This is a genomic window from Shewanella metallivivens (genome assembly GCF_028750675.1).
Lineage (GTDB): Bacteria > Pseudomonadota > Gammaproteobacteria > Enterobacterales > Shewanellaceae > Shewanella > Shewanella metallivivens.
The window spans coordinates 85392-111450 of the sequence record NZ_JAQQPZ010000007.1 but is presented as its reverse complement, the minus strand read 5'-3'; the positions used below and the strand labels follow the sequence as shown (position 1 = coordinate 111450).

Sequence of the window (26059 nt, the reverse complement as noted above, 5' to 3'; positions counted from 1 at the left end):
GAAGTTGTTGAAAAATAATGGTTTATTGGCCTTTTGCTATTGTGATTCATTGTGTACGAACAAAATATGGCCAGTATTATTTGGAAGCAATTAGATGAAAATGAAAAAGAAAGCTAATGTCATTTTATTAGTCGATGATGAACCGGCAAATATCAAATTGCTCAATAATGCTGTGTCTGCTTTAGGTAAAACATACTTTGCCAGTAACGGAAAAGAAGCCATCAAGATGGCTCACCAGGTTAAGCCTGATCTGATCTTACTTGATATACAAATGCCTGGCATAAGTGGTTATGAGGTATGTAATGCAATAATGAATGTTAGCGCATTGAAAGATACCGCAATCATTTTCGTCACCGCTCATGGTGATACTGAACATGAATTGAAAGCACTTCAATACGGTGCTGTCGATTTTTTACAAAAACCGCTTAATCCTCTGATTGTTGAAGCGAGAGCTAAAACTCACCTCGAATTGAAGAATAAGCAACATCAGCTCAATTTAACCCGTGGCACATTGGACAGTATTATTCATCATCTTCCCGTATTTGTGGCTTATTGGGATGAGGATTTAAACAATATATTTAGCAATGATATTAAAGGGAAATGGTTTGGGTTAACTGCAGAAGCGATGCTTCATCAGCGATTTAGTGATGTGATTAAACAAAATGAGACCTTAGATGGAACGGCCATCAGTGTGCTATTGACGGCTGCTGAACAAGTGAAGTTAGGCAAAAACATGGAGTTTGATCTAACCTTTAATGCATCTTGCAGTGATGCTGTTTTCGTTTCGGTATCTATGGTCCCCACCTTGTTGGAAGGCAAGTTTACTGGGTTTGTGATGCTACTCAATGACATTACCCCGATGAAAGTATTGCAACATGATTTACACCAAGATAAAGAGTTACTTAAAGTCACGCTTAATTCAATTGGTGATGCTGTGGTCACTACAGATGTCAATGGCATTGTAAATTTTATGAACCCGATAGCGTCAACATTAACGGGATGGAGTATTGAGGATGCGGTTGATAAACCGATTGAAGAGATTATGCCATTAACTGATTCAAGTGGGCACTTTCCAATGGTTAATCCAATACATATTGCCATTAAAGAACGCCGCATAGTGGGAATGGCTTTCAATACCTTATTGCATACTCGGCAGTGTAAAAAACTTGAAGTGGAAGATTCTGCAGCGCCTATTTTAGACGAGCAAGGCCAAACACAAGGGGCGATTATTGTTTTCCATGATGTCAGTGAAACAAGAGCAATGGCCCTGAAAATGTCACACTTAGCTAATCATGACTCTCTGACTAATTTACCGAACCGAATGTTACTGCAAGACCGTGCTGAACGTGCTATCAACACTGCAAAACGAAACAACGAAAAAGTTGCTATGTTCATGATAGATATAGATAACTTTAAGATTGTAAACGATTCAGTAGGCCATAAGTCGGGTGATATTTTACTCAAGAAAATTGCTAATCGTTTACTTGATAACTCAAGAAATATTGATACTGTCAGTCGTCAGGGAGGGGATGAGTTCATCATTCTACAGCCAGAAATTACTAAACTAGATCAAGTTGCGAGCTATGCTCAACGTATTTTGGCGCTTTTTGCGGAGCCCTTTTATGTCAATGAAAAACGCTTTGATTTGACTTGCAGTATTGGCTTAGCCGTTTATCCTGATGATTCGATGAGCATTGAGATGTTACATAAACATTCAGATTTAGCCATGTATCGTGCTAAGGAGCTTGGGCGTGGACGATGGCATTTTTATGCCAATGAAATTGGATCAAGTGTTTTAGCAAGGCACAAACTTGAACAATATTTACGTCATGCCTTACAAGAGCAGCTTTTTGAGGTTTATTATCAAGCTAAAATAGATATCAGAGATAATCAGCTTGTCGGTATGGAAGCATTGTTAAGACTGAGGTCAGCCGATGGGATGTTTATTTCGCCTGCTGAATTTATTCCACTAGCTGAAGAGTGTGGGCAAATTGTGCCCATAGGCAATTTTGTCATGCGAAAGGCATGCGAAGATGCAATTAGCTGGCAAAAAATGGGCCTTAAACGCCGCGTGAGCATTAATATTTCTCCTATGCAATTTGCGCAAGATGATTTCTATGACACGGTATATAAACTCGTTAAAGAGTTATCAATCGATACGGGGTTGATTGAGTTTGAGATCACCGAAGGGGTACTTGCGAAAGATATTGAGCGTACGCGAAATGTGCTTGAGTCATTACAAGAGCTTGGAATAAAAATCTCAATTGATGACTTTGGCACAGGCTACTCTAGTTTGCTTTATCTAAAGCGTTTTCCAATCGATATTCTTAAAATTGATAAAAGCTTTATTGATGACATGCTCGATGATGAAAGTGATGAGGCTATTGTCGATACAATAATTGGTTTGGCAAACTCGTTAAGAATGCAGTTAGTTGCAGAGGGTGTTGAAACCATCGAACAGGTCAAAGCCTTGTCTGCCAAAGGGTGTTTTGTTATGCAGGGCTACTATTATTGTAAGCCTATGCCGTATCTACAAATGTGTCATTATTTACAAGAGAATACTTAGGTAACTTTTTATATTTATTAGGTTAATTCAGTCATTGTCAGTATCAACCACTATAGGGAACACTTGTCTTTGAATGTAAAAAAATCTTTAGCGGCTATTATGTCACCTCAGTTTCGAATTTTCTTGGTCATTTGGCTCATCGGGTGCGTATTAACGGGTGGCAGTTATTTTATTACTGATAATTATTTTAAAAATATACTAACTGAGCGAACAGAAATACATATTGAGCAAGCGGTTGAGTTGGTTAAAACACGCTTTAAAAAATATGAGTATGGTTTACTCAATACTCGAAGCTCAATCCTTACTGCTGAAAACGGTGATATTAACCGACAACACTTTGAACGTTATATTGCATCGATGGATTTGGCGAAATACTTTACCGGTGCAAGAGGGTTTGGCTTTATCAGGCGGGTCTCGGTAGAACAAGAAGATGATTTTGTGATTGCTGCTCGTAATGACGGTGCTCCAGATTTTAAAGTGCATACACTCATGCCGCACAATAAAGACCGTTTTATTGTTCAATATATTTATCCACAACTCAGTAATGATGAATCAATCGGTTTAGATATTGCCTCAGAAAGTAACCGAAGAGCTGCTGCAATATCCGCCTCAATTAGCGGTGAGGCCACACTCAGTGCACCTATCACACTCGTTCAAGAAGAAGGTAAAGAGCGACGAGGTTTTTTAATCCTCTTACCTATTTACAATACCCCTTTAGTGGATAATATGGTTGAAAAAAGCTTGCAGTCGACTATTGGCTGGGCTTTTGCTCCACTCGTCGTCGATGATGTTTTATTTGATCTTGCCCCAGCGTTCTCTGAAATTGACCTCACTATCTCTGATAAAGCCGAAAATAATCATTTTTTTGAATCACTTCGTGGCCAAAATAAATTTGATCACGATTCAGAGTCCGTGATTAATCGTGAAATTGAATTTATGGGCAGGAGCTGGGTTATCTCAGCCAAAGCGGTTAAAAATGTTGAAGAAGGGCTCTATTCTTATTCGCCAATTTGGTTCCTATTTCTGTTTTTGTTGATGACGAGTTTGTCTTATTTTATTTCGGTTATATTGGCTGCGAAGTATATTGCTAAACGTCCAGAGGTGGTTCAAAACAATAACGTCTCTCCTAGAGAATTTTTTTCACGTCGCGGTTTTATCAATTCTTTAAAAGGCTACTTGTTCATTATGATAAGTATTCTGGCCTTTAGTGGTTATTTGTATGTTGAACAGGAGTTTAATTCCGTCTCAACGGTGTTAATCGATCATGCAGGGTATAGCAAGGAGTTGATCGATAATCATGAAAAAAGTTACAAAGAAGGACTGACCTTTATCAAGTCTACCCCCATGATCAAGGCTGTCACAAAGGTAGGGCAGACTTCATCCTTACCATTTGAACTGAGTGAGTGGAAAGCAGTAGTGGCAGATATCTTTAGAGCCTACATGCAATCTCAGGAAGAAATGTACCAGATACGACTTATTAGTGCACAGGGGCAAGGTAAAGAACTCGTTCGTGTGGAAAGAAAAGATGGAGAAATTTTTATTACTCCTAGCGATGATTTACAAAATAAAGGCAATAGGGACTATTTTGTTAATACGGTGAAGTTAAAAAATGGAGAAATATATACATCAAATATAGAGCCAAACATTGAAAATGGTGAAATCGAACTTCCTATTAGGTTAACTCGACGTTATTCAACTCCTCTTTTTTATCCCGATGGAACGATTTTTGGCATTATCGTTATTAATGTCGAAGCTGAACCTTTACTTCAAGAAATAAACAATTTATCGAAAGGTGTTGAAGTTATTTATATTCTTGATGAAGAACAGAGGTTTATACTATCAAATTATAGCGATATGGTTAATGATTCTTTTTTTGAGCAAGGCAATCATTGGGAAGATGTTTTTCATCGAACCGCAAATATTTTTAGCGCATTAAACAATAGTCTTAGCACTTGGGAAAGTCACAATGATGCATTATTAAGTGCTGAAACGCTTATCTCCCCTAATCAAGGTGATGTCACTGGCCAGTTAATGATTAGAGCCACATTTTCGACGACAGAAATTTATAAAAGTGCATTGATATTATTGTTGAAACAGATGCTGATTTTTCTCGCATTTTCAATTTTAGCTTTAATGTTGTTTTATTATTCGTGGGCAAATAATACTCGTATGATTATTGCTTCCCAGGTCAAAAAAGAGCTCGACGCTCAAAAACAAAAAGATAATATGTTTGAAAGCCTCACAGAGTTATCGCCTGAAGCTATGGTCATAATAGACACTGCAGGAGTGATTGTTTTAATTAACTCCCAAGCTGAAAAACTATTTGGTTATAGTCGTGAACAGCTAGTCGGTGAGAAAATAAATATGTTGGTGCCTGTATCGGTTGCAGGAAAGCATGATAGCTATGTAAATGGCTATGTTAATAAACCGCGTACGCGACCAATGGGAATGGCGAATGATCTCTTTAGTCGTCATGCCGACGGTTCTGAATTTCCGGTGGAAGTGAGTTTAAGTCCAATTCAGTTGGATGATAAGCTACTTATCGCTTCTTCTATCCGCAATATTTCGGAGCGGAAAAAAATTGAAAAAACATTAACCCATGCCATTGAAAAAGCCAAGAGTGCCAGTCAGGCTAAAACCGCATTTTTAGCAAACATGAGTCATGAAATTCGCACACCTTTAAATGCCGTTATTGGATTAACGCACCTTCTCAAGGGAAATGACTTAACTCCAGAGCAGTTAACTTTGGTGAGTAATATTCAACTTGCGGGGCGTTCGCTACTTGGCATTGTCAATGACATTTTAGACTTGAGTAAAATTGAAGCGAATGAGATGAAGGTTGTACTCGAACCTTGTAATCTGCAACATTTACTTGATGACATATACAATGTTTTTTCTAACCAAGCTCATCAAAAGAACATTACGCTTAGCTTACACATAGACTCAGATTTAACCCCTGTGGTGCTTACCGATAAAAAATTATTGCAACAGATCATCACTAATTTATTGAGTAACGCGATTAAATTTACCCGTGAAGGCAGTGTGACCCTAAACGTTACGCGTGAGACGTCTGACAATATATTACCCAATCAAGAGTTGGTGCGTTTTACTATTGAAGATACTGGTATCGGAATTTCTCCTAAGCAACAAAATAAAATATTCCACCCCTTTAATCAGGCTGACGATGGTATTAATCGTCGTTTTGATGGAACAGGGCTTGGCTTGTCGATTGTGAGTAACTTAAGTGAATTATTAGGTGGTGAAGTTGGTGTTTCTAGTGAGCAGGGCGTAGGTAGCCGATTCTGGTTTGAGGTGCCTTTTACCGAAACCAATCAGGATGATGGTTTTACGACGGATTCAATCATTGAAGCGCTCAATATATGGGTGCTTGGTGATACTGAGCAAGATAACTGCACCATGAAAAAGATTGGCACTTCATTGGGGTGGCGGGTATTTTGTGGCTCGACCGTGGAACAGTTTAAGCAGGAGTTTCAGCAACGGTTATACAACTCAAAAACATTGCCAGATGTTGTTGTGATTGACTGGGAACAATATCACCTAGATTGCTTACCGCTGGTGGACGAAATATTTAAGCTTCCTAGTTGGCCACAAGTCCCTGTTATTGCTGTGTGTGCTGCTGAACAACAGAAGCATGTTGAACAACTTGATAGTGAACGAATTAAAGGGATATTGCTTCATCCTGTGCAACCTGCAGAGTTATTTAGTTTGGTCAATAAAGTCCTCATTGAGCATACGGGCGACACAAGTCGCGTACTAGCGTCAACTAAAATGGAAGCGGTTAAAGCGAAGTGGTTACCTGGAGTCAGAATATTAGTCGTTGATGATAATCAAATGAACCTCGACGTGGTTGAGAAAATATTAGCAAATAATGGTGCCGCCGTGACAACGGCGAACAGTGGTACTAAAGCCATTGATGCGTTAAAAGATGCCAACAATGATTTTGATGTGGTGTTGATGGATGTGCAAATGCCCGAAATGGATGGCTTGGAAACGACCAGCGTTATACGCCAACAATTAAATATTAAGCAACTTCCCATCATTGCCTTAACGGCGGGGACGTTAACAGATGAAAAAAATCGAGCACTTAATATCGGAATGAATGCATTTCTGAGTAAACCTATCGAACCCGGAGAGTTGATTTTATGTCTACGTATGCAGATAGAGCATTACCGGGAAAAGCCTGTAATGATTGAACATATTGACTCTGCTGAGGCCTGCAAAAGTGTAGCTAACTGGCCCGAGATAGCGGGTATTACAAATAGCGTCGACTTATTTCAAGGCAACTTGGAATTATTCGAGTTTGCTCTAAGACGTTTGTTTGAAGAATATCGTGATTTTGAGGCGTTACGTCTTGAATCGTTCCCGTTTAATCATCGTGAAAAACGACTTACTTTAGCGGCTGAACTGCATAAGTTACGAGGCAGTACGGGCATGGTTGGAGCAAAGGCATTGTACAATTTGACGTCCCAAGCTGAAATCAGTTTGCGCAAAGGTGAACATGATGAACAACCAGATTTATTAATCAAAATTATTAAAGGTTTGAAAGAATTACGAGTCAATAGCCAGCACTTTCTAGAGCAGCAAGCGCAAATTAAATCGCAAAAAAATCTCACCGTCGATCCACTGGTTGATAAGATGGCTCAATCGGAGGTTGAAATGCTCATTGTGGCTTTAGAAACTAATGCTCTCTCAGCGAATGAAACCGTCGAAAATAACGCTGCAGGCATAATGTCATTGATTGGCAAAGAGGCATTTCTAACTTTTTATGATCAAGTACAAATGCTAAATTATGTGAAAGCGCTCGAAATATTAAAAAGCAATATGGTGTCAGGCAATGAGGGGTAAAAGGCTTTTCTAACGTCATCAATACCGTTTAGACAAGCTTGAAAGTGAGCTTGGTTAATATGCTGATTTAAAATAGTTAAGTATCGTTGCCTACCTAAGCTGTTGTCTGTATAAAGAATTGTACTAAGTTGACCAGGTCACGTTATTGCGATAACTAATTTGAATATCATAAAGCAGCTGATAATATGATAAAGCCTGAGCATGACATCATAGACTGGCCTAAATGAAAGCTTTTAATGGTGACTCGAGAACTTTGGGGCTCGGTTTGAATGTGATGTGTGACAAAAGGTCATTATTTGGTAAACCATAGGGATGTGGTAAGGAATGAATGGAATCATGATGACGCTTAATTGCGCTGAAAAAGATCTACTTGATCGTACTTTTCAATGGAAATGGAACATTGATGAAAAGCTATTTTACAGTGAAAACCTGTTAAAAATCATTTTTGGATCCGAAAACCCTGGGACGGTAAGGTTTAGGTTACTTATTGATTTATTAGATAAGAAACAAGCAGAGTATTTCAAGAAAAATATCGAGACCAGTATATCCTCTCAAGATATTGTCACATGCCATGTGGTGTTTTCTATCGCCAACGTTAAGTACCTTGTTGAAGTCACCATTTTTTCGAGTAATTTAAAGCTTGTTTCTGGCAGTATGTTTTTTAAGCGTGTATTACCATCAAAACAAGAAGAAGCCTCGATTTTAAAAACGTTGTTTTACAAGTCTTCACGATTGTTGCTTGTGTGTGATGTGCACAATCAAATATTGCTGATTAATCAAATGCTCGTCGAGTACCTTGGTTATGAGGAGTACGAAGTTGTTGGCCAAAACATTAGCGCTTTTATTCATGATAAAAACAATGTGTTTCAGGAGTATTTGTTTAATTGTGAAACGAATGGTACTTGGGATGGAGAACTATTTTTTTATCATAAAGATGGTTCTTATGTGGCCTTTAAAGCCAATATACTGCATTACTCCGAGCCTAATAAAAGTTCGCAATTAACTATATTTCAGTTAAATAAGCTTGATTTTATATTTTCAGATATCGTTGAGTTTTCACAACAAAAGTCGAATTGGGATTGGAATAATAAAGTCGATTTTTTTGATACATTAAACGGCATGCGAGCGCTGCGAAGCAATCAAGAAAGTTTGGTGGTTTTTGTGATTGACACTTATTTTCATTCATCAAAAAACTCAATTTCCCCTCGTTGGTTGTTTGACCAATCTATCCCTAAGCTTAAAGGCTTTAGGCATATCGTTAAATTAGGCGTCTTAAACGATGAACAAATCTGTGGTGCGTTTATTTCCTCAAAGTTGATAAAGACGATTCATCGTGATTTAGCTGAAATATTTGGCTTATTACTGGAAGAGAATCAGTTACAGTTAGAACATAAAATTCAATGTAACATTGGCGTGTCAATTGATGGTGTAGATGCAAAAAGTAATGAACAGGTTTTATTGAATGCGCTACAAGCGTTGACGACCTCTTCAGTGGGGTTTAGCTATGTTAATGAGCATAAGGTCAAGTACTTTAATCCCAAAATCAATATCATCAATAACCGTAAATTGAAGCTAGAATCCGCTTTACAAAGTTGCCTCGAGCATGATCAGATCTATGTCGTTTACCAACCTATTATTAACCTAAAAACATTAAAAATAGATAAGGTTGAAGCATTGGCTCGCTTCAATATAAACACTTCGGTGCATCATAATATTCAAGAACTTATTGAGTTGGCTGAAGAAAATGATTGGATTAATATCATTGACAAAAAAGTGCTGCTCACTGCTATAAACGAGTTACCTACGTTAGCTTCGATGTTAGGAAATGAACATTTAGGCTTATCAATTAATCGCTCAATGATTAATCGCTCTAAAAACCGTTTTACGTTAGATGACACTGTTAAATTGATTCATTCGACAGGCATTGATCCTAGTCGGATCACTATTGAGTTAACTGAGTCAGCAGTGTGTAACGATAACCTAAGTATTCTTGATGATATTAAACATATTACTGACAATGATATCGTGCTGGCTATCGATGATTTTGGTTCTGGTTATACCTCGTTTACAGACCTATCTGTATTGCCTCTCAATTTAATTAAAATTAATAAGCTCATCACTGATGACATAGTAAAAGACAAACAAAAGCGCCTAATGGTGAAAATGTTTACCCAATTTATTCACTCAATGGGTGGTGAAATTGTGATTGAAGGGGTTGAAGGCCCGGACGTACTTAAGATTTTAGTTGAGATGGGGGTGAATTATGTACAAGGCTATATTTTTAGTAAGCCGCTTTCGTTAATGGAACACACTCATACTGTGAACGATATTAACGACATCATAGACCAACTTCAGCTTAAGCTTCTTGTGAGTGACATGAAAAAAATACCGACGGTGATTGATTTTTTAATGCCTAAACCACCACATGTTGAACCAGATGATAGGATCGAGATGTTTATTGATATGGTTGACAGCAGCGATATGGTTATGGTGTTGAGTAACAGTAAATGTGTTGGGTATATTTCACAGCATGAGATCAATGCTGCAATTAGCCCATATGTGAACACAAATGCTGAGACAAAACACGATAGATTAACGATGACGAAACGGGCTCACCAAATTTTTATCCCTGTCGAATATACTTGTTATACTGACTATTCGGTTGAATCATTATTAAAGCATTTTTGCTTATACCCTAAATCAGTCATGGTGGTTACCGGTAAAACAGGGATATTTTTAGGGGCAATTACCATTGAGCAAGTGAAAGGGCATTTATTCAAGATGATCCAGCAATGATTTGAGGATTTACGCTGACTATTAATAAAGTCAATATTCACTGTGATGAAAGACACTTAAACGCTGCTTAGGGGGAACGTAGTCTAACCTGTGAGTCTGCTGTTTTCGTGCAAAGGGGACTAGCGTTAGGCATAAATCCAGTTTGCGTTGGTACGTCCACGGTGATGCGCCAAAGTTAATTTTTACGGCGGGTTAACGTCGCGAGACCTGTTAAATCTGATAATCGTATCGTCAGCCACATCAAACTTGTAATATGACTTTTATCCGGTTTAGCACGAATGACTACTGAGCGATATTGCCTTTAGGCAACGTCATTGCACTCTGATGCAACCCTATCGCCTAATGCGTTTAACAGTTCGACTTCACCTTTAAATACCGCGACGATGATTTTATCTTCTTTATATTCCATCGGAATGATCACACGGCCGTTAACGCCCACTTCGAGATCGTATAACACTTCGGCTAGAGGCTTAATGGCAAGTTCTGCAGGGTAGTAAAGTACTGTGATTGTTTGTGTCGTCATATTGGTATCCATACAGTGTCTGAGGTTTCAGATGTCCCTTTTTTAGGATTAATCGTGTCTAAGCTGAGTGTTGTTATCATGCTAAAACGCTGCCGCAAATTGAAGCCTTAACAGTACAGTATACGCAACCGTTAATGGAGCCGGATCATAGTCGTTTAAGTTCACTCAGTAAAGCCTAATAAACCCTTGTAGAGCGTTTGTATGAGTATCGTTATGACGATTTTAGTGTCTGTAAAATACTACAATCTTGTATTTGCTGACTTTGACAACAGGATGCCAGTGCGGCGAGTGATTGCTCTAGTAATGCCAGTTCTCGCTGGGTTTGTTGTATACGTGCCAGTTGCTCGGCGATGATATTATCGACTAAGGCACACGATGACTTTGGATCTTGTTGTGTATCTACTAGGCGCTTTATGTCGTCGAGTCCGATGTTTAATTCTCTGCAGCGCCTTATAAACACCAATGTCTCGATGTCTTTTTCTTGGTAGTGACGATAACCATTGCTGGCGCGAATGGGGGCCGATAACAAACCAATTTGTTCATAATATCGGATGGTTTTTACCGAAACCTGAGCAATCGATGCTAATTCACTTATTTTCAACTTGACCTTCCAGTGACTGTAACCTTTACGCTACAGGATACCATTTTTAGATCCTCTGTTGTTATAAGGACGTTATATGTTTCGTTATTCTGCTACGGCATCGTTAATGCTGTCGCTTGGGCTTATGGGGCTGAGTCACGCAAGTGATGAGGTGCATTCGGTTAACCTAGAGCAACACGCCTCGGGATCTCATGATGAACATCATGCCGATGCTGATCATCATGAGGAGGGACATGAAGATGAGCATGAACACGAAGAAGCAATGGAAACCATTGTGATACAGGCAACGCGGTCTGGGCGGATTGTCGATGAGCAACCGATCCGTGTTGAGGTGGTTAATCGCGAAGAAATTGAAGAGAAAGCGGCAATGAGACCGGGCAATATTTCGATGCTGGTGGCTGAAACGGGCGGGGTGCGATTACAAACCACATCACCCGCGCTGGGCAGTGCCAATATTCGTTTACAAGGTTTGTACGGCCGCTATACCCAATTACTGGCTGATGGCTTACCGCTATATGGTAACCAGGCTGCATCGATAGGGTTATTACAAGTGCCGCCAACAGATTTAAAACGTGTTGAAATTATTAAAGGTTCTGCCTCATCGCTTTATGGTGGTTCTGCGCTTGGCGGCGTGATTAACCTTGTGTCTCGCACGCCAGGTGATGAGTTAAATGGTGAAGTATTGGTCAATGGTACCACTCGCAATGGTCAGGATGTGACCACCTATGTGGAGTCGCCGCTGAGCGAGAATGTAAAAGGCTCAATGACTGCTGGAGCCCATTATCAAGATGAGCAAGATGTTGACGACGATGGCTGGATAGATCTGGCGGGGTATGAGCGTTATACCGTGCGTCCTCGTGTATTTTGGGAAGGTGACGCGGGACAAACATTGTATGTTACCAGTGGCTATATGACCGAAAATCGCACAGGCGGGACACTTGGTGATAATACGGTAGCCGATGGCACAAGGTTTGAGCAATCACAAGACTCAGAAAGGCTTGATGGCGGCTTGGTGTTTACCATGCCGTTATTAGACAGCTTAACCATGACCGCACGCGGCTCGGCGATGGTGCAAGATCATGAGCATGTTTATGGTACTGATATTGAAGAAGATACCCACGAGAGTTATTTATTTGAAAACAGTATTGCAGGTTACACCGATAACAGTGATTGGGTGGTTGGTTTAGCGTATCAATCTGAAGTCTTTCGCTCAGATACTTTCCCTGAGTTTGATTACTCTTACGATGTCCCTGGCGCATTTGCCCAGCTTGATTATGAGTTAACCGATCAAATCACTACGTCTTACAGTGCGCGTATTGACGATCACAGCGAATACGGTACGCAATTTAGCCCAAGAGTGTCAGTGCTTTATCGCCCAAATGAATTAACCATAAGAGGCTCTTATGGCGAAGGTTACTTTGCCCCCACACCGTTTGTTGAAGAGATTGAGGCTGCGGGGTTGTCAAGGCTCGCGCCAATTGAGGGGTTAAAAGAAGAACAGGCTAAAACGGCGTCACTTGATTTTACCTATGCATTTGACGATGCCGAAACCAGTTTGACGTTATTTGGCTCTAATGTGGATAACGTCACCACGCTAGAGGCATTTTCTACCAACAACAACGGCAGCCTCGATGCGGTGAGATTGGTGAATGCACCGGGTGAAAGCCAAATTCGCGGTTCTGAAGTGTTGCTGCGTTATTATTTAGGCGACGTTAAACTCACGGCAAGTTACTTGTATTTAGATGCCAGTGAAGAGGACCCTGAAGGCGCAGGGCGACGAGCTATTGCACTCACTCCACGTCATTCTGCAGGTTTTGTGGCAATGTGGGAGCAGCATGGTAATTTTAGAGCCGGTTTTGAGGCCTACTACACTGGCACGCAGCGCGTAAATGATAATCCTTATATTGATGAAACCAACCCCTATTGGCATTTAGGCTTAATGGGTGAGATTACCGTGGGCAGAGTCAGTTGGTTTATTAATTTAGAAAACCTACTCGATATAAAGCAAACGGATGAGCACCCAATGCTACTGCCTAGCCGCGCGCCTAGCGGCCAATGGACCACTGACATTTGGTCGCGTAACGATGGCTTTATTGCTAACGCAGGCATCAGAATTAAATTTGGCCATTAACTTGTCATCTCACCGCTGAAATGTCATTGATTGTTGTTGGGTGTTGTTATGCTTTACCAATCTCAATCTCAGCCATAGGTAACAATGCTTGATAGGCTGAGGCTAACGCTTGTTTAGCCTCAGCATCGCCATGAACAATACGAATATGTGTTGGTTTGTGGTGCATGCGTTTGACAAAATTGATGAGGTTGTGTTGATCGGCGTGGGCAGAGTAGCCGCTAATAGTGTGGATAACCGCCTTAATATCAATGCGCTGCTCATCAATATACACATAGCCGCCTTGTGGGCCATATTGTTGTATGTCTCGGCCTGTGGTGCCTTGAGCTTGATAGCCGACAAATAATACGTCTGTGGTGGCTTTGGGTAAAAAGCGGCTAAGATAATTACTAATACGGCCGCCTGTGCACATGCCCGATGCGGCAATGATGATGGCGGGTTTATTGACCGAGTCTAGATAGTTGATAACCGCTAGGTGATCCTGATGGCTGTCGATAGTGGTGAGCTGTTCAAAATCTAACGGATGACGGCCTTGTTTCAGTTTTTGCTTGGCCTCTTTGTCCCACAACGCCTTAAATGCCCGGTATTGTTGAGTAAAGTTTGCCGCCATAGGTGAGTCGACAATAATGTCGATATGTTGCCACATGGGGTTGTGCTTGTTGCGATAAATAATGTGCTCAAACTCGTATAACAACTCTTGTGTACGGCCAATGCTGAAAGCTGGGATGAGCACAACGCCATTATCCTTAACCGCTTTTTCAATAATCTCTTTGAGTTGTTTACTGCGATCTTTACGGCCTTGATGGTTTTTATCACCGTAGGTTGACTCAATCACTAGAGTATCGGCTCGGTAAGGGCTTTTGGGGCTTGCCAGTAATGGGGCGTAGGTTGCGCCTAAGTCACCTGAAAAAACCACTCTGTGTTTATAATTTGGCCCTTTAAGGTCAAGCTCAACATAGGCCGAGCCTAAAATATGCCCCGCGGGTTTAAATTTAAGCTTAACTTGATTAACCGGCTGAGCCCTATTGGTGCTCAGATTGACAGGCAGTGCAATCCATTGGTGATAGTCTATTGCCACAATGAGTTTACTGAGCTGGTTTAAGCAGGCCTGAATAAGTTTTTGATCGCGGGTGACACCGACTTTTAATGCATCTTCAATCACTAATGGCAATAACGCTGCGGTTGCCGTAGTGGTATAAATGGGCTGGTTAAAGCCTGCGGCTAATAAATAAGGGATCCGCCCAACATGATCGATATGACAATGGGTGACGATTAACCCTTTAATATTGTCGATTGGGAAGTCTATTTGCAGTTGAGATGCCGAGTTTTTACCAGCGGTTTCCGCTCCTTGAAATAACCCGCAATCAATAAGGTAACTGCTTGGAAGTTGCGGGTTGATATCGAGCTGATGACACGAGCCCGTTACCCCATTCACTGCGCCATGGTGAATAATCTGCATAGTAATCCTTTAATGTAATAGGTATTAAATAATTTAGGGCCTGTTGATCTTTCAAGGTTGTTTTTGCAGCAAATTGTTGGTCTTTTATACAAGGCAGAGACTTTGAAGTGTAGTTATTCTACATAAAAAGTCGATAACGCAGTAAAAATGACCAACAAACGCTGCCCACAGGGTTCGGCTAAAAACGTTTTACTCTTTGTTGAACGGATATTGCTTAGGTGGCTAGGCTTCAATCCATTCGCCTCGATTAAAACGTTTTTAACTCGAACAAAATTCAACCAGCAAAGATCAACAGACCCTAGCAGTGGAGATGGTATAAATACAGCAAGTGACAATTATTGATACACAAAAAATATGCATTTTGTGCAGACTTTTGTCACACTGCGCTGAGTATCAAGAATAATGAAAGTTGCAATAATAAGGACGTGTAATGAAAGCTTTTTCTCTGGTGTTTACCAGTTTAGCCATGGCAGTTTCAGGCATGGCATTTGGCGTCGACATTGACGCAAAATACATTCAACGTATTGGTCCGGTAACACAAGTTTCTGCTACGGCGTTATCTAAAAGTGCTCAAGCCGATGCCTTGCGTACCAATGTGGTGGCGAAGCTCAGCCAAGTACAGCAGGGCGATAAGGTTAAGCTATTTAACCAAACGCTTTCGTGGCAAGCTGCGACTGCCAAAGCAGAAGGTGAGGGGTGGTTAGCCTATCGTTTGCCGGTTTCTACACAGCGCTTTACGCAAGGTACATTAACCGTTAAAGGCCTTGAAAACCCGCAGGTATATCTTAACGGTCAGTTAGTGAAATCATCGGACAAGGTCGAGCTTGAATTCGCCAACGGTGATTATCAACTCATGTTGCTTGCAGATGGTGTGCAAAAAGACGAGCCTTTTAGTCTTGATTGGCAAGGCAAAAGCGATGTGGATGAGCTTGATTTTGCTGCACAAAAATCACAACGCGTATCAGCCGAGCAGCTTTTTGACTCAAAAGTGATTAGCAACTTAACCTTGTCGCCTAATGGTAAATATTTACTGCAATCAACCATTGAATACCAAGCGGCCCAGGGCGATAAGCCTATTCAGGTGACAGAGCTGCGCAAATTGCCAGACAACAGCGTGATTTATCGCTGGCAAGATAGCCGCCCGAGCAGTGCGGTGTGGTCTGATGATTCAAAACACCTCGCGTTTGTGGCTAACAAACAAATTCAGTTATTCAATGTCGCTGATTTAAGCATCGATATTGCCGCCACTGAGCTTGAAAATGTGTCGGGCTTACAGTGGTTTGGTGACAGCTTATTGTTTAGTTGGGAAAAGCCGTTTAAAGCCGATGACAAAGCAACTTCAAAGCGTTTTCAAGCATTAGAAGATCGCTGGAGCTATTGGCGTAACAACAGTCAGCTTTATCAATTAGATGTGGGTTCGGGTTTTATTCGTCAACTAACTGACAACAGCATCACCAGTTCACTGTTAGACAGCTACGCCAATAAAGGCACCTTGTTGCTAACTCGTTCACCTGTCGATTACAAACAACCCGCTCATGGCATCACCCAGCTAATCGAACTTAATGTCGCGGATTTAAGCGAAACTCTGATTGGTGAATATCGCAGCTTCAGTGGCGCATTATACGCCGATGATGGCATGTACATCACCGCTGGTCCGCGTTTTATGGATGGCATGGGTATGCAAAACCCCAATATTGAGGTCAATGATTATGACGGCCAGTTATATTGGCGAGATGCTAAGGGCAATGTGAGCGCATTAAGCAAAAGCTTTGACCCAGCCATCGGCAGTATGACCAAGCTTGAAAATGATGATCTACTGCTAACGGTTACCGAAGGCGATCGCTCACCATTATATTTATTTGATAAAAGCCAAAAGCGTTTTAGTAAGGTCGATACCGGGGTTGATATGGTAGATGGCTTTAGTGTGGCCACCAAGCTATCAACCCCACTGCTGGTGGTTGCAGGCACCTCGGCCACAGCGCCACAAAAAGCGTATAGCATGTCGCTTAATTCAAGCCGTAAGCAGGTGTTATTCGACAGCCAACAGCAAAGTTATGCCAATACGCGTTTAGGTAACATTGAAGATTTTGATTTTACTAACCAGCATGGGCATAACATTGACGGCCGCGTGTACCTGCCAACCGATTATGATGCCAACAAAAAGTACCCTGCACTGGTTTACTATTACGGCGGTACCTCTCCGGTTGGACGTCACTTTACTGGCCGCTGGCCATTTAACTTGTGGGCCGCTCAGGGGTATGTGGTGTATGTGTTACAGCCTAATGGCGCAACTGGTTATGGTCAGGCCTTCAGTGGTCGCCATGTGAATGCCTGGGGCAAGTACAGCGCAGATGACATCATTGAAGGCACTAAGGCTTTCTTAAATGCCTACCCATCAGTTGATTCCAAACGTGTGGGTAATATGGGCGCGTCTTATGGCGGCTTTATGACCATGTACTTGGCCACACAAACCGATATTTTTGCCGCGTCAATGTCGCATGCGGGGATCAGTAATTTGTCTTCGTATTGGGGGCATGGCTGGTGGGGGTATGGCTATTCAGGTGTTGCGAGCCGTGGAAGTTTCCCGTGGAATAACCAAGCGCTTTATGTTGAGCAAAGCCCGCTTTATCAAGCTGATAAAATCACCACACCGTTATTACTGATTCACGGTAATGCCGACACCAACGTGCCTGTGGGCGAAAGCCATTACATGTACACAGCGCTTAAGTTATTGGGTAAAGAAGTTGAGCTGGTGGAGTTTAACGACCAGGATCATCATATCAACACCCGCCAAGCTCGCTTTGACTGGTGGAACACCACCATGGCCTGGTTTGATATGAAATTAAAAGACGAGCCCCAATGGTGGAACAGCCTTTATCCGGATACGGCAAAGCCATAATCGGGTATATCTACCGACTAAAAATCAGCCCCAACATTTGGGGCTTTTTCATGGGGGAATAGGCACTTGAGCTATAAAAAGACCGTCAAGCTATTCAATGTTGTTAAGGATAAACTCGGTTGCGGCCTAAGGTTTTAGCTTGGTAGAGGCATTTGTCGGCGGTATTGATGAGCTCGTCGATACTTTGGTCTTCACTGAGCTGCGAAATACCGATACTAATGGTAACGTTAATTTGTTGTGATAAGAAATTAACCGTATGCTGCTCAACGTTGCTGCGGATTTTTTCTGCAATAATGCTGGCATGTTCTGCGGATGTTTGCGGAAGAATAATCAAAAACTCTTCGCCACCCCAGCGAGCAACACAATCTTGCTCTCTTACATGTTGGGTAAATAGAGCTGATAACTCTACCAATACCATATCACCACCATTGTGGCCAAATTTGTCATTCACTGCTTTAAAATGATCTAAATCGCACAACAATACCGATAGAGGTTCATTGTTGCGGATGACTCTGGCTTTTTCTTGTTCTAGCACTGCTGCAGCATTACGTCGATTAGCCAGTTTTGTAAGCGGATCGCGCATGGCGAGTTCTTGGAATTGGGCGCTGATCTCTAGGGCATTTCGATAAGATTGCATTCTCGAAAACTCATACAATGCAGATAAAAATGATAAGGTTACAAACGATAAGATAAGTCGCAGTGTATAACTATTGCTGTATTGGGCATGCTCAATGATGTGTTGCGGTAATAAAATGATGATGCAGATCACCGTTAAAAAAATTAACAGGTTAATTAATCCATTACGCAGCCCCAACACATAAACTGACACGGGCGCGACAATAAAAATCCACAAAGGACCCGTTTGCTCGACACCACCACTAAATATGAGATAAAACATCAATAAATAAAGTGAATAAATGACCAGCATCGAGCCTATTTTGATCTCTAATTTATTGGCTGAAAAAAACGCGATTAAATAAATTGCGCTGGCAATAAACAATACGATAGAGAGTGTGTTGTTTGGGCCAAATAGGCTGAGTAATCCCATCAAAAAAGTAATAGACATACCAACTAACGAAAACAAGGCGATAACCCGAGCTTGCTGCTGCCCGCTATTGCTGTTTTTGTGTTGTTTGATGAGTGCGCGCAAAGGTTAATCCTTTAAGTATTATTGAACTCAAAGTCGAAATAGAAATGAATTAAGTCATTACTAAAATAGTAAAAATCTATTTATCGTATGCTCAGGTTGCCATAAAACGACGATTTAGCCAACGTAATTTGCCTGTAATTGGTATGGCTAACAAATAAAGTGGATAACTAAGATGTTCGATTGAGCAATTGTTCAGGCTGTCGTTGACCTGAAAGCCATGTTGATAATGTGATAATGAGCACTTAGTACATTATTAATGTTCATTTAACCAGGGCAGAAGGGCGTTAATTGTTTGAGTGATGGTATTGGCAGAATCCGCCTGGTAACCGTAGGTGCGAATACCAAAAATAACTGTCATCAGCTGCGCTGCATAAGCTCTAGCCTGTTCAATGTTATAAACGCGACTAAGGTAATCGGCATAAATTTTTTCTATGCTGGCTAATTGTGCTGATGCAAATTGGTATAAGGTATTACCTTGTGAAGCCAATTCAAGTTGAGTTTTAATTAAAAAGCAGCCGCAGTAATCACAGGCTTTAGATTGCTCCACTAAATCTGTTAGTATTTGCTTAATCGCCATATTCACACTGGTCGCGTTAGCCATTTTTTGGTGAATCGAATCAATTGAAAACGCGGCATAGCGGCCTAATGCCTCTTGAAACAGCTTCTCTTTATTTTCGAACTCATGATAAATACTGCCTGGTTTTAATCCTGTGGCCTTAGTGATCTGCTGGATACTCGATGCTGCATAACCTTGTTGCCAAAATAAACGAATAACGTTATCTAATACGTCTTCTCGTTGATAATTCTTCTTTGCCATTTTGCTACCTCGATCATGCCACATATGCTATAGCTAAATGGTATCATTATTGGAATGACTGTTCAAAATTTGCCTGTGCATCACGTTAACATGATGAGTATAAATGCATGTTAAATAAAGTTGTTTAGGGTTAACCGTAAAATGAAAGTCATTATCATCTAGCATGCTCAGTAACGCGGATGGTTGACAAGGCTATGTGAGTTAGGGTTTGGAGTAAATCGCTAACTATCGAATGCCTTAACATCGCGATAGGAGTGCTTAATTGAACCTCAAACTTAATGTTTTTGACTATTAACTCGTTGCGACAACGTAATATTAACTTAAGTAGTGTATTAAAAAAACTATGTTTTTCAATGTCTAGCTTGTAAAAAACTGGGTTATCGTCCACAGTTAACTTCTGTAATTTTAACCTAATGATAAACATGACCAAAATTGCTAGTTATAAAAATGCGCTTAAATTGGGTGTTGGAGTGTTCGCTTTTGGCTTAGTCATTAGTGCTGGTGTTGCCTTAGGGGTAAAAAATAAAAATGAGCATTATATAAACAAAACCCTGAATGATGTCAGTGAGCAAGTCTCATCTAATATTACTAATCGTCTGCAACTCTATCAATATGGCTTACGCAGTGCTCGTGGCATTATCTTCACTGATGGTGTTGATGGGATGTCGCGTGCAAAATTCATCAAATACAGTCAAACTCGTGATTTAGATAACGAGTTTCCAGGTGCTAGGGGGTTTGGTTTTATTCGGCGCGTTCCAGTATCGGACGAGCTCGCGTTTTTGGCGCAAGCAAAGGCGGATGATTGGCCAAGTTTTAATATTAGGCAACTAAATGCACATGGTGATGAACGTTATGTTATTCAATATATTGAGCCTGTAGAGCGCAATTATTCGGCTGTAGGTTTAGATATTGCCTCAGAACAAAATCGTAAAAATGCTGCTAAAGATGCATATTTAACCGGAGAGGTTAGGCTTACAGGGCCAATAACCTTAGTGCAAGCAACTGGAAGCCCTTTGCAAGCATTTTTAGTGTTAATGCCAATTTATAGCACAGGATATACGCCTCCAACTGTTCAATTAAGAGAGGCCAATGCATTTGGTTGGAGTTATGCTCCCTTAGTGGCTAATGAGGTTTTTGATGGGCTACCCTTGTCGCGCGATTCGACAAAGTTAACGATTGAAGATATTACCCAATTTGGGAATCATGTTGCATTTTACGAAACCCACATTGATGATGCGAGTCCATTATCAAATTATAGCGTTATTGTTGAACGTGAGGTATTTGGTCGCAAGTGGCAAATAACACTCGCCGCTTATCCTAATTTTGTTAGCGATTTGCAATTAACTTCACCTCATATGATGTTTTCCTACGGGTTGATTGTCAGCTTATTATTAGGGGCTTTTATTGGGTATTATTCGTATTCCGCAGGAAAAAGAAAAATCATATTAGCGGACAATGAACGTCGCGCGAATATTGTAGAGCATTCACTTGATGCAATTATTACGTACGATTGTGATGGGGTCATTACCGGATGGAATCAAGGTGCTGAAACCATATTTGGTTACACTCATGCAGAAGTTCTTGGGTTTAAAAAGCAAAAATTTATCACTCCCGATGATCGTTTAGACACTGAACAAGCGTTATTTGAAAAAGTGTTAAATGGTGAGTCGTTGCTTAATTATATTGGGTCTCACAAGTGTAAAGGTGATGCGTTGCTATCAACCACCATGACCTCTCTTGCCATTTATAATGAATACGGCGTGATTGTTGGCGTTAGTCAAACTATTCGTGATATTACCGCGCAGCAAAATGCCGAAAAGCAAATTTTAAGCTTAAATGCCAATCTAGAGCGTAAAGTCAGTGAGCGAACCCAAGCACTGGCAAAAGCCTTGTCTGAAAACAAAACTCTGCTTGAAAATATTAACCAGCAATTACTGTATTCTGAAACCGACAAAGATGGGGTGATTTTATCGGTAAATGACAACTTCTGTATTGCTTCTGGTTATTCTCGTGAACATATGATTGGCCAAAAGCATTCTATTATTAAATCTCAAGAACATGATGATGCTTTTTGGCGGCAAATGTGGCTAACCATCACGGCAGGGAAAACCTGGCACAATGAAGTGTGTAATCTTGATAAGCAAGGTCAGCCTATTTGGTTCGATACGGTTATTGCACCCATCATGAGCTCCGAAGGTGAATTAGAGCGTTGTATTGCCCTTAGGATCGACATTACCGAGCGTAAACAAGCCCAAATTGAAAATAATAAATTAACGTCATTGTTAACAAACGTACTTGATGCAGCATCTGAAATAGCCATCATCTCAACAGATACTAATGGCATTATCACTATTTTCAATCGTGGTGCCGAGTTATTGCTTGGCTACAGTGCGACAGAAATTGTCGGTAAAGTCAGTCCCGCTATTTTACATTTACCAGCAGAGATCCGTGCAAGAGGTAAAGAATTAAGCGAAGAGTTTGGCGAAGACATCAGTGCATTTGATGTGTTTGTTTATAAACCAAGAAACTTTGGGCCAGAAACGCGTAATTGGACTTATATTCGTAAAGATTTCTCTCAGTGCCAGGTGTCTATTTCAGTTTCGGCCATGCGTAATGATGATGGCGAACTCGTCGGTTATTTGGGCGTGGCTGTCAATATCGACACCATGATTAAACAACAAGATGAGTTAGTTTCCGCCAGTAATCAACTGGTTAAAGCTGCTGAAGTGGCTGAGCTGGGTATCTGGAATTACGACGTAATAAATGATGAGTTGCAATGGAATGACCGTATGTTTTCCATGTACGATTATCCTATGTCGCTTAAAGATGAAGGTTTAAATTATCAGCATTGGCGTGAACGAGTGCACCCTGATGATATCAAAATGGCAGAGTTAGCTTTGCAGCAAGCCATTGATACTCGCACAACCTATGAGCCTACATTTAGAATTGTAACAAGTACCAATAAAATTCGTTATATCCAAGCGGGTGCCCAGGTTAGTTATGATAAAGCCGGCCATGCAGTTCGTGTTGTGGGGATAAACCGTGATGTCACTGAGCAACGAGAGCTAGAACAGACCCTACGCTTTGCGAAAAGGGCTGCAGATGCGGCCAGTGCGGCTAAATCTGAGTTTTTAGCCAACATGAGCCATGAGATCCGCACCCCCATGAATGCGGTGCTAGGTATGTTGCAGCTGGTACAGCATTCAGAGCTCACGAGACAGCAACATGATTATGTGAGCAAAGCAGAAATGGCCGCGAAGTCATTGTTGGGGTTACTCAATGATATTTTAGACTTTTCCAAAATCGATGCGGGCAAGCTTGAGCTTGATTTACATCCTTTTCAGTTAGAAACCTTAATGCGCGAATTAGCCGTGATGCTCGCGACGAATGTGCAAAATAAAAATATCGAAGTTATTTTTGACCTTGATCCAGCCATTCCTTACCTCATCGAAGGGGATGAACAGCGTTTGCGACAGGTGTTGCTCAACCTTGCGGGTAATGCGATTAAATTTACCTCTGATGGCCACGTTATAGTGAGTGTGCTTTGCCATGAAATTAAGCAAAATCAAGTCAGCTTAACTGTATCGATATCTGACACAGGAATTGGAATCAGTGAGGAGCAAAGTCGTAAAATTTTTCAAGGGTTTATGCAAGCAGAGTCTTCAACCTCGAGGCGATTTGGCGGCACAGGATTAGGGTTAGCCATCACGAAAAGATTAGTGGATTTAATGGGCTCTGAGTTGCAATTATCCAGCCAAGTGGGCCAAGGTAGCCGTTTTTGGTTTGAGTTGACTCTCAACATTATAGAAATGAACAACACCCTGTTTACTATCGACTTACAGGGGAAAAATATTTTGATTGTTGATGACAGTAAAATGAGTCGCAGAATTATTTCTAAAACATTAACTGCCCATGGTGCTTATGTAAATGAAGCTGGAAACAGCAAACAAGCTATTAATTTGATAGAGCAAAGCATCAATGCGACTCATCAATACGATGTGATTATTATGGATTGGCGTATGCCAGGAATGAATGGCTTAGATACAACGCAGCATATTCAACAAATGTTTGAAGAGGACAATGCCCCCGCAATCATTATGCTTACCGCTTATGGTTCGGAAGTGTTGAAACAATCTAAACAGTATCGTCAGCAACCGTTTGTGAGCATGTTATCTAAACCTGTTACGGCTAATTTAATGCTTGAGGCGGTACAACAAGCCATAAATGGGGTGCATACACCGCTTGGCCCTCACACTATTGAACATTTAGCATTAGAGTCTGTTAGGGTGCTGGTTGTTGAGGATAACCAATTAAATCGCCAAGTGATTGATGAGTTATTGCGCTTGCAAGGTGCGCTGGTGACACTCGCAAAAGGTGGTGTTGAAGGGGTTGAATGGATCACACAGTCTGATAAGTCATTTGATATTGTGATTATGGATATGCAAATGCCTGACATGGACGGTTTAGAAGCGACGCGCCTTATCCGTGCTGATGGACGTTTTGATGATTTACCGATTTTAGCCATGACGGCTAATGCTTCTTTAGCCGATAAAGCGTTATGTTTAGAAGCCGGTATGAACGAACACATCGGTAAACCTATTGACATGACATTATTACTACCTTGCATGTTGACGCTGTTAGGCCGAGATCCAATAACATCAGAGCCAATTGAGCAGACGTTATTGTTAGACTCTCAAACCCATAAAGACGATGTACTCGAAAACCCTGAATCAATATTGCGTCGATTCGGTGGCGAACGAGCCTTTTTTATTGATGTGAAACATCATTTTGCAATAGAAATGTCTGAACAATTAGCTTTGCTTACTCACGCTTTTGAACAAGGTGATAACAACGCCATGAGCATTATTGCTCATACCATAAAAGGTACCGCAAGCAATATTGGTGCAAAGAGACTTGCTGCTTTTGCAGAACAATTAGAGCGTTCGGTCAAAAATGCTGATAGTGTTGATGCTAGTGATTATTTGAGTCAAATGCAGGGACACATAAACGATAGCTTGCATATGTTAGATACTTTGTTTCCTGATGAGGCCATTTCCACAAACGAGGTGGATAAATCTCAATATTTGCCGATAGAGAGTATAGAAGCCGATAAAAAGGTCAAACTGATGACATTATTAGTGGAACAAAACCTTGAGGCAATTGACTATCTCGAAAGCATGTTGACCAATGTGGCTGCAGATAAGCAATGGTTAAGGCTAAGCCGCCAAGTAAGCCAATTGGAGTTTTTAGACGCTATTGATACTTTAAGGTCGATTATGAAGGAGTAATACGTGTTCATTAATGAGTATGTTTTGGGGGCTTCCCCTGAGAAATGTAAGATTTTGCTTGTTGATGATCAGGTCGTCAACATCAAGATACTGCATCAATTATTACAAGATGATTATGATATTTACATGGCTCGCGATGGTCATCAAGCCATCGATATGTGCAACAAAGTGAAACCCGATCTTGTGTTATTAGATATTGAAATGCCTGTTTTAAATGGTTTTGATGTGTGCGAGCATTTAAAAAATGATCCTAATACTCAAGATATCGCGGTGATTTTTATTTCGGGTCACTTTGACGAAGATAAAGAGGTTAAAGGTTTTAAACTTGGCGCAGTCGATTTTATTCACAAACCGATAAACCCTGTCATTACCAAAGCTCGAGTTAAAAATCAGATTAAGTTGAAATCGCAGTCTGATTTATTGCGCTCTATTGCGTTACTAGATGGGTTAACGGGTGTGGCTAATCGACGTAATTTTGAACAAGTATTGCCTGTGTCGTGGTTACAATGCTGCCGTGAGCAGCAACCGTTAACCATGATTTTATTAGATATTGATTTTTTTAAGTTATATAACGATACCTATGGGCATACCGAAGGTGACGTTTGCTTACGGCTGGTCGCACAAAAAATCCAAGACACGGTAAACCGTCCTTATGATTTAGTTGCCCGTTATGGTGGAGAAGAGTTTGTGTGTATTTTACCTAATACCGACTTGGTTGGTGGGACTTATGTCGCTCAACAAATTGTCGACAGTATTGTGTCACTCAAAATCGCCCATGAAAGCTCAAAAGTGTCGAGCTATGTTACCATCAGTGCGGGTGTCGCCACTGTCGTGCCGACTCGTAATGTGTCGGCTAATATGCTTATTGAGGCGGCAGACAAACAACTTTATTTAGCAAAAAAGCGTGGCAGAAACAGAGTGCTCGGTGCACAGGTTTCAACTGCTGAGTTAATCACTGTATAGTGG

General features: G+C 41.0%; 12 protein-coding genes. 7 read left to right on the top strand and 5 right to left on the bottom strand.

The features are described 5' to 3' along the window. Positions 1 to 94: 94 nt before the first annotated feature. The 3 genes from PQR79_RS10825 to PQR79_RS10815 all read left to right on the top strand — a co-directional run bounded on the left by PQR79_RS10825 (position 95) and on the right by PQR79_RS10815 (position 10228). Complete coding sequence (locus tag PQR79_RS10825; protein ID WP_238102845.1) at positions 95 to 2566, top strand: EAL domain-containing protein; 2472 nt, start codon at positions 95 to 97, stop codon at positions 2564 to 2566. Between the two features lie 63 nt (positions 2567 to 2629). Continuing rightward, entirely contained in the window at positions 2630 to 7432 is a 4803-nt protein-coding gene (locus PQR79_RS10820) for a CHASE domain-containing protein (protein ID WP_274408487.1), read from the top strand. A gap of 336 nt (positions 7433 to 7768) precedes the next feature. Continuing rightward, positions 7769 to 10228, top strand: a complete 2460-nt coding sequence (locus PQR79_RS10815) for a sensor domain-containing phosphodiesterase (protein WP_238102852.1) — start codon at positions 7769 to 7771, stop codon at positions 10226 to 10228. A gap of 301 nt (positions 10229 to 10529) precedes the next feature. On the opposite strand, the gene PQR79_RS10810 is transcribed toward PQR79_RS10815, so the two are convergent. Together PQR79_RS10810 and PQR79_RS10805 are read right to left on the bottom strand one after the other, a co-directional pair. Continuing rightward, positions 10530 to 10751 carry a DUF2375 family protein gene (locus PQR79_RS10810; protein ID WP_238102853.1) on the bottom strand — a complete coding sequence of 74 codons (222 nt, stop codon included), beginning with the start codon at positions 10749 to 10751 and terminating at the stop codon, positions 10530 to 10532. A gap of 211 nt (positions 10752 to 10962) precedes the next feature. Then, the gene (locus PQR79_RS10805) at positions 10963 to 11352 is read right to left on the bottom strand and encodes a Cd(II)/Pb(II)-responsive transcriptional regulator (protein ID WP_238102854.1); all 390 of its coding nucleotides are present in this window, start codon (positions 11350 to 11352) and stop codon (positions 10963 to 10965) included. A gap of 76 nt (positions 11353 to 11428) precedes the next feature. Here PQR79_RS10805 and PQR79_RS10800 point away from each other — a divergent pair, with 76 nt between their 5' ends. Continuing rightward, positions 11429 to 13483, top strand: coding sequence for a TonB-dependent receptor plug domain-containing protein (locus PQR79_RS10800; RefSeq protein WP_238102855.1), 2055 nt, complete (start codon positions 11429 to 11431; stop codon positions 13481 to 13483). Between the two features lie 46 nt (positions 13484 to 13529). Here the strand turns inward: PQR79_RS10800 and PQR79_RS10795 are convergent, their stop codons facing one another. Then, positions 13530 to 14939, bottom strand: coding sequence for an MBL fold metallo-hydrolase RNA specificity domain-containing protein (locus PQR79_RS10795; RefSeq protein WP_238102856.1), 1410 nt, complete (start codon positions 14937 to 14939; stop codon positions 13530 to 13532). Between the two features lie 430 nt (positions 14940 to 15369). Between PQR79_RS10795 and PQR79_RS10785 the strand changes: the two genes are divergently transcribed. Then, a complete protein-coding gene (locus PQR79_RS10785) occupies positions 15370 to 17838 on the top strand; it encodes an alpha/beta hydrolase family protein (protein WP_238102857.1) in 2469 nt (822 codons plus the stop codon). 103 nt (positions 17839 to 17941) lie between these two features. Here PQR79_RS10785 and PQR79_RS10780 read toward each other — a convergent pair whose 3' ends face one another. Next, entirely contained in the window at positions 17942 to 18988 is a 1047-nt protein-coding gene (locus PQR79_RS10780) for a GGDEF domain-containing protein (protein WP_238102858.1), read from the bottom strand. Positions 18989 to 19241: 253 nt separating this feature from the next. Next, on the bottom strand, positions 19242 to 19805 hold the full coding sequence (locus PQR79_RS10775) for a TetR/AcrR family transcriptional regulator (protein WP_238102859.1): 564 nt from the start codon (positions 19803 to 19805) through the stop codon (positions 19242 to 19244). Between the two features lie 422 nt (positions 19806 to 20227). On the opposite strand from PQR79_RS10775, the gene PQR79_RS10770 reads away from it, so the two are divergent. Together PQR79_RS10770 and PQR79_RS10765 are read left to right on the top strand one after the other, a co-directional pair. Next, positions 20228 to 25093 (top strand): PAS domain S-box protein, encoded by a 4866-nt coding sequence (locus PQR79_RS10770; RefSeq protein ID WP_238102860.1) that lies wholly within the window; start codon positions 20228 to 20230, stop codon positions 25091 to 25093. 3 nt (positions 25094 to 25096) lie between these two features. Beyond that, positions 25097 to 26056, top strand: coding sequence for a GGDEF domain-containing response regulator (locus tag PQR79_RS10765; RefSeq protein WP_238102861.1), 960 nt, complete (start codon positions 25097 to 25099; stop codon positions 26054 to 26056). The last annotated feature ends 3 nt before the right edge of the window (positions 26057 to 26059 follow it).